At 60.3% G+C, this 12,414-nt stretch carries 10 protein-coding genes; 3 read left to right on the forward strand and 7 right to left on the reverse strand.

From position 1 onward, the window contains the following. The first annotated feature begins 10 nt into the window (after positions 1 to 10). Positions 11 to 694, forward strand: coding sequence for a GNAT family N-acetyltransferase (locus DYL61_RS14505; protein ID WP_135308875.1), 684 nt, complete (start codon positions 11 to 13; stop codon positions 692 to 694). Positions 695 to 1,438: 744 nt separating this feature from the next. Here DYL61_RS14505 and DYL61_RS14510 read toward each other — a convergent pair. Both DYL61_RS14510 and DYL61_RS14515 read right to left on the reverse strand, forming a co-directional pair. Next, on the reverse strand, positions 1,439 to 1,717 hold the full coding sequence (locus DYL61_RS14510; RefSeq protein WP_135308876.1) for a helix-turn-helix domain-containing protein: 279 nt from the start codon (positions 1,715 to 1,717) through the stop codon (positions 1,439 to 1,441). Positions 1,718 to 1,756: 39 nt separating this feature from the next. Further along, the gene (locus DYL61_RS14515) at positions 1,757 to 1,963 is read right to left on the reverse strand and encodes a hypothetical protein (protein WP_135308877.1); all 207 of its coding nucleotides are present in this window, start codon (positions 1,961 to 1,963) and stop codon (positions 1,757 to 1,759) included. 229 nt (positions 1,964 to 2,192) lie between these two features. Here DYL61_RS14515 and DYL61_RS14520 point away from each other — a divergent pair, with 229 nt between their 5' ends. Next, the gene (locus tag DYL61_RS14520) at positions 2,193 to 3,473 is read left to right on the forward strand and encodes an autotransporter outer membrane beta-barrel domain-containing protein (RefSeq protein WP_135308878.1); all 1,281 of its coding nucleotides are present in this window, start codon (positions 2,193 to 2,195) and stop codon (positions 3,471 to 3,473) included. Positions 3,474 to 3,572: 99 nt separating this feature from the next. On the opposite strand, the gene oadA is transcribed toward DYL61_RS14520, so the two are convergent. Further along, positions 3,573 to 5,381 carry a sodium-extruding oxaloacetate decarboxylase subunit alpha gene (gene oadA / locus DYL61_RS14525; RefSeq protein ID WP_105695908.1) on the reverse strand — a complete coding sequence of 603 codons (1,809 nt, stop codon included), beginning with the start codon at positions 5,379 to 5,381 and terminating at the stop codon, positions 3,573 to 3,575. A gap of 11 nt (positions 5,382 to 5,392) precedes the next feature. Continuing rightward, positions 5,393 to 6,808: an acetyl-CoA carboxylase biotin carboxylase subunit gene (locus DYL61_RS14530; protein WP_105695907.1), complete on the reverse strand. Its 1,416-nt coding sequence runs from the start codon at positions 6,806 to 6,808 to the stop codon at positions 5,393 to 5,395. 196 nt (positions 6,809 to 7,004) lie between these two features. Between DYL61_RS14530 and DYL61_RS14535 the strand changes: the two genes are divergently transcribed. Then, positions 7,005 to 7,979 (forward strand): LysR family transcriptional regulator, encoded by a 975-nt coding sequence (locus DYL61_RS14535; protein WP_135308879.1) that lies wholly within the window; start codon positions 7,005 to 7,007, stop codon positions 7,977 to 7,979. Here DYL61_RS14535 and DYL61_RS14540 read toward each other — a convergent pair. The 3 genes from DYL61_RS14540 to DYL61_RS14550 all read right to left on the reverse strand — a co-directional run bounded on the left by DYL61_RS14540 (position 7,909) and on the right by DYL61_RS14550 (position 12,236). Next, positions 7,909 to 8,106 carry a PA3496 family putative envelope integrity protein gene (locus DYL61_RS14540; protein ID WP_081609292.1) on the reverse strand — a complete coding sequence of 66 codons (198 nt, stop codon included), beginning with the start codon at positions 8,104 to 8,106 and terminating at the stop codon, positions 7,909 to 7,911. The genes DYL61_RS14535 and DYL61_RS14540 overlap by 71 nt on opposite strands. 228 nt (positions 8,107 to 8,334) lie before the next feature. Next, positions 8,335 to 9,201: a transcriptional regulator HexR gene (gene hexR, locus DYL61_RS14545; protein WP_017739023.1), complete on the reverse strand. Its 867-nt coding sequence runs from the start codon at positions 9,199 to 9,201 to the stop codon at positions 8,335 to 8,337. Positions 9,202 to 9,362: 161 nt separating this feature from the next. Further along, entirely contained in the window at positions 9,363 to 12,236 is a 2,874-nt protein-coding gene (locus tag DYL61_RS14550; protein WP_135308880.1) for an EAL domain-containing protein, read from the reverse strand. Positions 12,237 to 12,414: the final 178 nt, after the last annotated feature.

Raw genomic sequence — 12,414 nt, forward strand, 5'->3', positions numbered from 1 at the left:
GGAGCGCAGCATGTCCACTTCCCTCGCCGACTGGAAAGGCGTCCCGCCACCCACCGTGCAACAGCTTGAAGGGCGCTTCATCCGCCTGGAAAAACTCGACCCGGCGCGCCATGGCGACGACCTGTTCCAGGCCCTGCAAGGCTCCGGCGCTGATCCGAAACTATGGGACTACCTGCCTTACGGGCCATTTCCAGAGCGCAGTGCATTCAATGATTGGTTGAACAACCATGTGTCCCACAACGACCCGTACTTTTTCAGCGTGATCGACCGTGCGACAGGCCAGGTGCAAGGCATCCTCAGCCTGATGTCCATCGTGCCCGAGCAGGGCCGTATCGAAATTGGTCACGTGACCTTTGGCGCGCCGATGCAGCGCTCGCCGAAAAGCACCGAGGCGGTGTATTTGCTGGCCAAACATGCCTTCGACCAGGGCTACCGTCGCCTGGAGTGGAAGTGCAACAACGCCAACCAGCGCTCCAAATACGCGGCAGAGCGGCTGGGGTTCAGCTTCGAAGGTGTGTTCCGCCAGCACTCGGTGGTGAAGGGTAAGAACCGGGACACGGCGTGGTATTCGATCATCGACCCGGAATGGCCGAAGATTGGGGCGGGGTTTGAGGAATGGCTGTCGGAAGGTAATCAGACGGGCTCAGGCCAACTGAAAAGCCTGGCTGAGTGCCGACTTCCAGACAACACCTGACCCTTGTGGGAGGGGGCTTGCCCGCTCCCACATTTGGCTTTGTGTCAGACCCAAGCATTAGGCACACCACCAATCCCCTGTGGGAGGGGGCTTGCCCCCGATAGCAGTGTGTCAGGTACCACCTGCGCTGGCTGACACACTGCTATCGCGGGCAAGCACGCTCCCACATTTGGCTTTGTGTCAGACTCAAGCATTAGGCATACCACCAATCCCCTGTGGGAGCGGGCTTGCCCCCGATAGCAGTGTGTCAGTTACCACATGCGCTGGCTGACACACCGCTATCGCGGGCAAGAACGCTCCCACATTTGGCTTTGTGTCAGGCTCAAGCATTAGGCATACCACCAATCCCCTGTGGGAGGGGGCTTGCCCCCGATAGCAGTGTGTCAGGTACCACCTGCGCTGGCTGACACACCGCTATCGCGGGCAAGCCCGCTCCCACATTTGGCTTTGTGTCAGGCTCAAGCATTAGGCATACCACCAATCCCCTGTGGGAGGGGGCTTGCCCCCGATAGCAGTGGGTCAGTTACCACATGCGCTGGCTGACACACCGCTATCGCGGGCAAGCCCGCTCCCACATTTGGCTTTGTGTCAGGCTCAAGCATTAGGCATACCACCAATCCCCTGTGGGAGGGGGCTTGCCCCCGATAGCAGTGTGTCAGTTACCACATGCGCTGGCTGACACACCGCTATCGCGGGCAAGCACGCTCCCACACAAGCTCTCTCACCTTTTAAATCGGCAGTGGGTCAGCGCCACTGCCGGCGCACCTTGACCACGCCCATTTGCATACCAAATGGCCTGAACACCGCATTCAGCGATTTCAGGGTCTGGTTGCCCTCGCCATGTTCGATATGCACCAAGGTGCGCACGGAAATTTTGCACATTTTGGCGAACTGACTTTGATGCAGGCCGGTGACCTCGGTGCGCAGGCGACGCACCGCGTCGGCGATTTCCAGCGTGCCATCGGCCAGTGCGGCCTGGATGCTGTCGATCAGTTGGGTACGTTCTTCGACGGTAAGGCTCATTTCAATCCCCATTCCTGCAAGCGTTGCGGCAGGTTTCCGTTAACAGCAACTTCGGTGCTTCCCCCCAACCCCCGATCCCGTGGCGCCACCCATGGCCGTCCCCTGTTCGAAATGGTCCACGAGATACTGTTGGTCATAGCCAAAACTACAGCGGCTTTCGAAGCCGTTTTCCGGCGTATCAAACGTCAACAACATGGCGTCCTGCCATTTGCCTTTTGAGTAGATTTGCACGGTTAGGTTGAGCATGAGGGGGGCACCTGCAATTTAATGCGTCTTCACGTCGACAATTAGGTTAGCTAACGCAATATAGTGCAGATATAGAGCCTACCAAACACAAAATACGCAATAAAATGCAGATTGCGCTCGCCAGATATCGATACAGACAACTCCCTCACACTCCAGGCCCATGACCTGACAGTTAATATTTAGCCCCCTCGCTAAATTCCCGGCCTCATCCATCAGAGGCCGGGATTTCATGCCCTTTTTATTCAAGAAACTCTCACGTGTCGTCACCCTGGCGGTCGGCGTTGCCAGTGCTCAACTCACCCAGGCACAGGCCGGCTCGCCTTATCAATTGCCGCTGGAACTGCCCTACGACTATTGGTTCTATGCCCCCGCCACCGAATATGACGCCCCCGACGACTACCTCACTCGACAGGCAACCACCCACAATGGCCAACAGGTTGCCAAGGTTCTTGATCCCGCACTCAAACGCTTGTTGCAGTCCGGCAAACTGACGTCCGAGCAGATCAAGGCCCTGGAAAAGTTCGGTGATCAACTCGCGCAAGCACCCGGCGGAATGGGCGCAGCGCTGGAGCAATTGGCCGGCAGCCAACATGCCGACCTCGCCGCCGCGACCCAAAGCACAACGCAGCACATCAGCAACCAACTGCTGTCGGTCCTGCACACCCTGCCCAACGACGAAGATGGCCACTTCTGGGTACAAAACCTGAACAGCGACGGTAGCCTCGCCAAACAAAACGGCAATTCCGGCTTGAAGTACGGTACTCAAGGCCTGTTACTGGGTGTCGACTGGGCGCTGGACGACGTGTGGCGCGTCGGTGTGATGGGCGCAAAATCCACCACCCATCTGGATGTGCAGCGTTTTTCCGGCGAGCTCGACAGCTGGCACCTCGGCGGTTATGCCGTACGCCAGGACGGCCCATTGGCACTGCGCCTGGGCGCGTTCTACAGCAGCCATGCCGGGCAGAATAAACGCAGCATTGAGTTGCTCGACTACAAGGAGCAGTTGAAGGGCAAGTACAGCGCCCAGAGCCAAACCCTGTTCTCCGAGGTGGGTTACCAATTGGGGAGCGAGGCGTTCAGCGTTGAGCCCTTCGCCGGTCTTGGCTACCAGCGCTATCACCGCGACAGCTTCAAGGAACAAGGCGGCCTGGCGGCGTTGAACGTCGGTACGCAAACCCGGCAAAACCTGAACAGCACATTTGGCCTTCGCCTGGCGAGCCAGTATCGATTCGATAACCAAATGAGTCTTTCACCCCACCTGAGCGCGAGCTGGCATCACCTCTATGGCGAGGTTGACAGCCAGGTCCGCCAAGGCTTTCGACAGGCACCAGGGCTGATCAACGACTTCACCATCAGTGGCACCGCGCTGAACCGAAACAGCCTTGGCGTGCAGGCCGGTGTAGACCTCACGCTGTCGAAGCAGCACACCGTAGCCCTCAATTACAACGGTGAATCAGGCACCCATAGCCGCAGCCACGGCCTGACGGCCAAGTGGGCAATGAGCTTTTAACGGCCCTCAGACGCCTTCGCCTGACCACCAAATCCCAGGCAAAAAAAAGGGGAGCACCTGCCCCCCCGAGGATTAAACGGTAGTGTCGAAGGCTAGGGATCAGCCTTCGATTTCAATCAGGATTTCACCCGGGTTGACCCGGTCGCCCTTGGCCACATGAACAGCGGTCACCTTGCCGGCAATCGCAGCCTGCACTTCGGTTTCCATCTTCATGGCTTCGGTAATCAGCACGGCCTGGCCGGCCTTGACCACGTCACCTTCCTTGACCAGCACATCGACGATGTTGCCCGGCATCGCCGTGCTGACATGGCCCGGCTCGGTGGCGTGCTTGCGCTTGCTGCCGCCGGCGCTGACGAATTCGTTGAGTGGTTCGAACACCACTTCTTCCGGCATGCCGTCGATGGACAGGTAGAAGTGACGCTTGCCTTCGGCTTTCACGCCGACACCGGTGATGTCCACGCGGTAGCTTTCGCCGTGCACGTCGATGACAAACTCGGTCGGCACACCTTCACCACCGGCGCGGGCCACGCCGCCGGCTTCTGGGATAGGCAACAGCACTTCCGGCGCCAGGGTGCCGGCGTCGCGTTCTTCGAGGAACTTGCGCCCGATGTCCGGGAACATGGCGTAGGTCAGCACGTCTTCTTCGGACTTGGCCAACGCACCGATTTCGCCACGCAGCTTGGTCATTTCCGGCTTGAGCAGGTCGGCTGGGCGTACGTCGATCACCTCTTCGCTGCCGATGGCCTGGCGGCGCAGTTTTTCGTTCACAGTGCCCGGCGCCTTGCCATAGCCGCCTTGCAGGTAGAGCTTCACTTCGTTGGTGATGGTCTTGTAGCGCTCACCGGCCAGCACGTTGAAGAACGCCTGGGTGCCGACGATTTGCGAGGTCGGGGTCACCAGCGGCGGGAAGCCCAAGTCTTCACGCACACGCGGGATCTCGGCCAGCACTTCATTCATGCGGTTGAGGGCGCCCTGCTCTTTCAACTGGTTGGCCAGGTTGGAAATCATCCCGCCCGGCACCTGGTTGACTTGCACGCGGGTATCGACGGCGGTGAATTCGCTTTCGAACTGGTGGTATTTCTTACGCACTGCGTAGAAGTACAGGCCGATCTCTTGCAGCAGTTCCAGGCTCAGGCCGGTGTCGAATTCGCTGCCTTTAAGGGCGGCGACCATCGACTCGGTGCCGGGGTGGCTGGTGCCCCAGGCGAAGCTGGAGATGGCGGTGTCGATATGGTCGGCACCGTTTTCGATGGCCTTGAGTTGGCACATCGCGGCCAAACCCGCGGTGTCATGGGAGTGAATGAACACCGGCAGGCTCTGCTCGGCTTTCAGCGCCTTGACCAGTTCGCCGGTGGCAAACGGCGTCAGCAAACCGGCCATGTCCTTGATCGCGATGGAATCGCAACCCATGGACTCCAACTGCTTGGCCTGGGCCACAAACGCCTCGACGGTGTGCACCGGGCTGGTGGTGTAGGCGATGGTGCCTTGGGCGTGTTTGCCCGCGGCTTTGACCGCCTCGATGGCGACGCGCAGGTTACGCACGTCGTTCATGGCGTCGAAGATGCGGAACACGTCGATACCATTCACGGCAGCCTTGGCGACGAAGGCTTTGACCACATCGTCGCTGTAGTGGCGGTAGCCCAGCAGGTTCTGCCCGCGCAGCAGCATTTGCAGGCGCGTGTTAGGCAACGCGGCGCGCAGTTTGCGCAGGCGCTCCCACGGGTCTTCTTTCAGGAAGCGTACGCAGGCGTCGAAGGTCGCGCCGCCCCAGACTTCCAGGGACCAGTAGCCGACTTTGTCTAGCTTGTCGCAGATCGGCAGCATGTCGTCGGTGCGCATGCGAGTCGCCAGCAACGATTGGTGGGCGTCGCGCAGGATGGTGTCGGTTACGAAGATCTTCTTGCTCATTCTTATATTCCTCACAGGCCTGCGTGGGCGGCGATGGCGGCGGCGATGGCCAGGGCCAGCTCTTCGGGTTTGCGCTTGATCGAGTAGTTGGTCAGCTCAGGATGGCTTTCCACAAAACTGGTATTGAATTGGCCGCTGCGGAATTCCGGGTTGCGCAGGATTTCCTGGTAGTAGGCAGCGGTGGTCTTCACGCCTTGCAGGCGCATGTCGTCCAGGGCTCGCAGGCCACGGTCCATGGCTTCTTCCCAGGTCAACGCCCACACCACCAGTTTCAGGCACATGGAGTCGTAGAACGGTGGGATGGTGTAGCCGGTGTAGATCGCCGTATCGGTACGCACACCGGGGCCGCCGGGCGCGTAGTAACGGGTGATCTTGCCGAAGCTGGGCAGGAAGTTGTTCTTCGGGTCTTCGGCGTTGATGCGGAACTGCAACGCGAAACCACGGTGGTGGATGTCTTCCTGTTTGACCGAAAGCGGCAGGCCCGAAGCGATGCGGATTTGCTCGCGAACGATGTCGATCCCGGTGATTTCTTCGGTGATGGTGTGCTCCACCTGCACCCGGGTGTTCATCTCCATGAAGTACACCTCGCCCTCGGCGAGCAGGAACTCCACGGTGCCAGCGTTCTCGTAGCCCACGGCCTTGGCCGCACGCACCGACAGGTCGCCGATATAGGCGCGCTGTTCCGGGGTCAGTTGCGGGCTAGGGGCAATTTCGATGAGCTTTTGGTTACGACGCTGGATCGAGCAATCGCGCTCGAACAAATGCACCACGTTGCCAAAGCTGTCACCGAGGATCTGCGCCTCGATGTGCTTGGGATTGACGATGCATTTTTCCAGGAACACTTCCGCCGAACCAAAGGCCTTGGTGGCCTCGGAGATCACGCGGGGGAAGGCTTGTTCGAGTTCTTCGCGGCTGTTGCAACGACGGATACCACGCCCACCGCCACCGGAGGTGGCCTTGAGCATCACCGGGTAACCGATGCGGTCGCCTTCGGTGAGGGCTTCATGGATATCGGCAACGTTGCCTTCGGTGCCCGGCGTGACCGGTACACCGGCCTTGATCATGCTGCGGCGCGCTTCGGTCTTGTCGCCCATGCGGCGGATCACTTCAGCGGCCGGGCCGATGAATTTGATCCCGCGTTCGGCGCAGATATCTGCCAGTTCCGCGTTTTCCGACAGGAAACCGTAGCCGGGGTGCAGCGCATCACAACCGGTTTCCACCGCCAGGTTCACCAGCTTGCGCGGGTTCAGGTAACCGGCCAGGGGCTCGGCACCAATGCTGTGGGCTTCATCAGCACGTTTAACGTGCAACGCGTGGCGGTCGGCGTCGGAGTAGACCGCGACCGAGCGAATGCCCATCTCGGCGCAGGCACGCACGATTCGTACGGCAATTTCACCACGGTTGGCGATCAGGATCTTTTTTATCACTTGGAAATTCCCTTGAGCCGATTGCTGCGTTCTTCGACCCGCTAGACCCGGGTCGGCGCGTGACCAAATGTTTCATGACAGTCGCGAGACACACACTAATCCGGCAGGAGAATTAACAAAAATCAATAATTATTGGGTCGTGCATAAGTAAAGACTTATAGTTGGCCGGACGGCCACGGGCAGAAGGAATTGAAATATGCGTAAGTCATTGATGCGTATGACATTGCGTCAATTGCAGATCTTCAATGAAGTGTGCGATTTGCGCTCGTACAGCCGCGCGGCCGAGGAAATGTCCCTCACACAACCGGCCGTAAGCCTGCAAATTCGGCAGCTCGAAGAGCTGATCGGCCAGCCGCTGTTCGATTACGTCGGCAAAAAACTCTACATGACCGAGGCCGCAGAGGCCTTGCAGCGCGCCAGCCGGGATATTTTCGGGCGCCTGGAAAACCTCGATATGCAGCTGTCGGACATGCAGGGGTCGCTGCAAGGCCAACTGAAACTGGCGATTGAATCCAGCGCCAAGTACTTCGTGCCGCACCTGTTTGCCGCCTTCAAGCGCCAGCACCCCGAAGTGCAGTTGCACCTTACGGTGGTCAACCGCGCCCAAGTCATCCGTCGGCTGTCGGACAACCGCGACGACTTGGTGATCATGTCGATGGTGCCCCAGGACATGGGCCTGGAATTCCTGCCCTTCCTCAACAACCCCATCGTCGCGGTGGCGCCGTTCGATCATCCGCTCAGCCAGCAGGGCCCGCTTCGGTTACAAGACCTGGAGCCTTATACGTTGCTGGTGCGCGAACAGGGCTCCGGGACCCGTATGGCCTGCGAGGAGTACTTCAAGGAAAAACGCGTGCACTTCATCCAGACGGTCGAAGTGTCATCCGCCGAGGCCCAGCGCGAATGCGTGAGCGCAGGCTTGGGCGTGGCCTTGCTGACGCGCCACGCCGTCAACCTGGAACTGGCCAGCGGCGGGCTCAAGGAGCTGCCGGTGGAAGAGCTGCCGCTGTACCGCAGTTGGTGCCTGGTGCAGGCCAAGGCCAAGCGCCTGTCACCGGTGGCCCATGCGTTCCTGGGCTTTATTCGCAGCGAACGGGTGCAGATCAGCGCGCTGGTTGAGCGTTTCGCTGGGCAGCCACGGGTGCCTGCCAATGCAGTTCCGGGTAGTCACTGATGCTTTGGAGCAATTGGCGTTCTTCACAACGGTCTTCGATTGCGCGACGAAACGCCATGCGGCGCTGGTCTTCCTGCTGACGACGGGTTTTGACGGCGCTGTTGCTGTCTTCGTAGGGACGGGCCATTTCGAGTCTCCCAATGCGAGTACGGGAGTTCAGGATGGGTGTGGGCGATGACGCAGCGATGACAGCCTGATGAAGATTCTGGGTTCGCAGGAGATCCAAATGTGGGAGGGGCGGTGCGACGATTCGACTTGCCCCCGATTGCGGTGTATCAGCCAGCAAATTCATTGGCTGACCCACTGCTATCGGGGGCAAGCCCCCTCCCACATTTTGACCGAGTATGGCCGAGGATCAGTCGTCTAATGCTTTGACCGACTTGGGCGACAACCGCAAGCTGCGCAGGCTGCGCTTCACGCTCTTGAGGTGGTTGACCAGGCTCGGCCCGCGCGCCATGGCCACGCCCATCGCCAACACATCGATCACCACCAGGTGGGCGATACGTGAGGTCAGCGGCGTATAGATCTCGGTGTCTTCATGCACATCGATGGCCAGGTTGACCGTGGACAGTTCCGCCAATGGCGTCTGGCTCGGGCACAAGGTGATCAGCGTCGCGCCGCTTTCACGCACCAGGTTGGCAGTGATCAACAAGTCTTTGGAGCGGCCCGACTGGGAAATGCAGATCGCCACGTCGGTCGGTTTCAACGTCACCGCCGACATCGCCTGCATGTGCGGGTCGCTGTAGGCCGCTGCGGTCAGCAGCAGGCGAAAGAACTTGTGCTGGGCATCCGCGGCAACCGCACCCGAGGCACCGAAACCATAGAACTCGACGCGCTGGGCCTGGGACATGGCCGTCACGGCTTTTTGCAACTCAATCGGGTCAAGCTTCTCGCGCACTTCCATCAGGGTGTGCAGCGTGGTGTCGAAAATCTTCAGGCTGTAGTCGGCCACGGAATCGTCTTCGTGGATCGCGAATTGCCCGAAGCTCGCTCCGGCGGCCAGGCTTTGGGCCAGCTTGAGTTTCAAGTCCTGGAACCCGGAGCAACCGATGGCGCGGCAGAAGCGCACGATGGTCGGCTCGCTGATACCCACGCTGTGGGCCAGGTCGGCCATGGAACTGTGCATCACGGCCGCAGGGTCAAGCAGCACGTGATCGGCAACCTTGAGTTCCGATTTGCGTAACAGGTGGCGCGACTGGGCGATATGTTGCAACAGGTTCAAAGGGCAGGACTCTTGTTATGGGCAGGGCCAGGGATGTAGCAAGCTTGTAGTTATACTACAAGAATTGTCGTTTTGCCCGTCCGTCGCATCACTAAATCGCCCTGCTGCCCTCTGAATCAAAGGGCGCAGGCTTTGTAGCCACAGGGGCGCCCTCGGCTACCCTAAGGAAAATCTGCATTTTCCCGTAACAAATCCGCCAGGCCCTTGGCCTGCATCGGTCGACTGATCAAGTAGCCCTGCACCTCATCACAACGCTCCTTGCGCAAGAAATCCAGCTGCTGCTGATCTTCCACACCCTCGGCCACCACTTTAAGTGCCAGCCCGTGGGCCATGGCGATGATTGCCCGGGTGATCGCCGCGTCTTCACGGCCCTGGCCCAGCCCGCGGATAAAGGCTTGGTCGATCTTCACGTAGTCCACCGGAATGCGCTTGAGGTAGCTCAGAGACGAATAGCCGGTGCCAAAGTCATCGATGGCCAGCTTCACCCCTAGGTCCCGCAGTTGCTGGAAGGTGGCGATGATGTGCTCAACGCTGTCGAGCAGCTGGCTTTCGGTCAGCTCAAGCTCAAGGTATTGCGGGTCCAGGCCGGTCTCTTCCAGTACCTGGCGCACCAGGCTGACCAGTTTGCCTTGGCGCAGCTGGTGCACCGACAGGTTCACCGACACCCGAATCGGCGCCAGCCCTTGGCGCTGCCACTCACACGCCTGCCAGCAGGCCTCGCGCAGGACGAATTCACCCAAAGGCACGATCAGGCCAGTCTCTTCGGCAAGACCAATAAAGTCCCCCGGCGGCACCATGCCCCACTGCGGGTGTTCCCAACGGATCAGCGCTTCGGCGGCATTCAGCTTGCCGGTGGCCAGGCACAACTTCGGTTGGTAGAACACCATGAGCTGATGCTCTTCGATGGCTTTGCGCAAATGGTTTTCCAACTGCAAGCGCTCCAGGGTGCTGGCTTGCAGGCTGTCGGTGTAGAACTGGAAATTATTGCCGCCCAAGTGTTTGGCGTGCTGCATGGCCATGTTCGATTGGCTGACCAGCGCGGAAATTTCCCGCGCGTTATCCGGTAACAAGCTGACGCCCATCGAGGCGCTGACCACCAGTTCATGCCCTTCCACCGTTACCGGCACGCGCAGTTTGGCCAGCAACCGCGTGGCTACTCGCGCCAGGCTCGACAGGCTGCCGTAGGCGTCGAACAACACGGCAAACTCATCGCCGGAAAGCCGTGCAATGGTGTCGGCTTCGGGCAAGGCATTGATCAAGCGACGCGACATCTTCTGCAGCAGCTGGTCGGCCACCTCATGACCCAGGCTGTCGTTGAGCAGTTTGAAGCGGTCCAGGTTGATGTGCAGCAACGCCAGGCTTCGCCCGTTCTGACGCACCCGGCCATGGGCTTCGCGCAACCGCTCACGGAACAGCGAACGGTTGGCCAGGCCGGTCAGCTCGTCATAGTGGGTGAGGTAGCGCATGCGCTCTTCGGATTCGCGGCGTGCCGACAGATCGGCGAAGAAGCCCACGATATGGCTGACGTTGCCGCGAATATCGCGCACCACATTCAATTGCAGCCACTGCGGGTAGAGCTCGCCGTTCTTGCGCGTCTCCACCAGCTCACCCTGCCAGGTGCCGTGGCTGAGCAGCGCCTGGCGAATCACCGGGAAATGACGACGCGCATCGCGGCTGCTGGGTAGCTCCACTACATTGCGACCGATCATGTCGTCGATATCAAAGCCGGTGACGCGGCTGAACGCCTGGTTCACGGCGATCAGTACGTAGTCCGGATCGAGGATCACAATGCCTTCGCTGGCAGCCTCGAACACCGTCGATGCCAGTTGCTGTTGTTCTTCCAGGGCCTTGCTGGCACTGATGTCCCGACGCGTGCCGAGCATCCGCGTGACCCGCCCGCTGGGCGCACGCTCGACAGCACGGCCACGGTCTTCGATCCACACCCAGTGCCCATCGCCATGGCGCACGCGGTATTCGACTTGATAGTCCTCGCTGCGGCCCTTGAGGTGTTCCACCAGGGCGCGCTTGAGCACCGGCAAATCCTCGGGGTGCAGGCGCGGTTTGAGGTGGCTGAGCATGGCCGTGACGTACTCCGGCTCCAGGCCGAACAGCTCTTTTAGCTGGGTGTGGTGGACTTCATCGGTCTGCAGGTTCCAGTCCCAGAGACCCAGCTCGCTGGCTTGCAAGGCCATGGCCAGGCGCGCTTCGCTTTTGTTCAGGGCGAGGCTGGCGGCGTCCAGTTCCTGGCTGCGTTGGGCCACGCGGTCCTGCAAGCCGATTTGCGCGTCGCGCAGTTCCTGCTCGGCCTGGCGGCGCTGTTCGACCTCACGCAACAATTCCAGATTCAACTGTTCGCTGCGCTGCTGGGCCTTTTGCAGATGTTCGATCAACGCCTGGTTCTGAAAGCGCCGCAGCAACCCGCGCTGGATCAGGCGGTTGACCTGCCACGCCACCAGGCTCAAGGACGCCAGCAGGATCAACCCGAGTACACCCCAGCCCTGTTGCTGCGGGGTGCCGTTCCAGAACAGATAGGCAATGGCCGGCACCAGGCACGGCAAGGCAAACGACAGGAACGCCGGCAGGCTCACGGCATAGGCCACGCTGGCCGACAGGGTCGCGGCGCCGATCAGGCCGAAGACCCAGGCCTGCTGCATAAAACTGTCCACCGGCACCAGGGCGATGGCGGCCGTGGCCAGGGTCAAGCCACTGACCGCCGAACCCAGCATGAACATGCGGCGCCACACCGGTTGCGCCTGACGGCTGGGCATGGCCGAGTCGAAGGCCGCCACCTGGATCACACGCATGGCCACCAACGCCAACAACCAGACCAACCAGATGCTGTCGAGCAGGTATTGCTTGGGGTTCCACAGCAGCCAGGCGCAGACCAGGCCGTTGACCAGCATGAGCAAGGTCGGCAACAACGAGCCTTGATACAGCAGGCGTGTGCGCTCGACCGCCATCTCGGTGGCGTAGTGTTTGTGGATAACCTGGGCGGGCGCTATCGAAGGGCCGAACAGGTCGGTGCTGAGGGTCATAGGCAGTGTTCTTATAATGGTGAGCCCGAAACGTCGACGGAGCATACACAAGCAAGCGCTTGGGCCAAACTGCTCCAGGTCATAAAAATCACTTCGTCATCCGCCGCAAACCTCGGGGCCAGACAGCTTGAGCGAGACGTGCCGGGGCCTGCGGCCATCGACCGACCGGTCATCACCC

This window comes from Pseudomonas nabeulensis (genome assembly GCF_004682045.1).
Classification (GTDB): domain Bacteria; phylum Pseudomonadota; class Gammaproteobacteria; order Pseudomonadales; family Pseudomonadaceae; genus Aquipseudomonas; species Aquipseudomonas nabeulensis.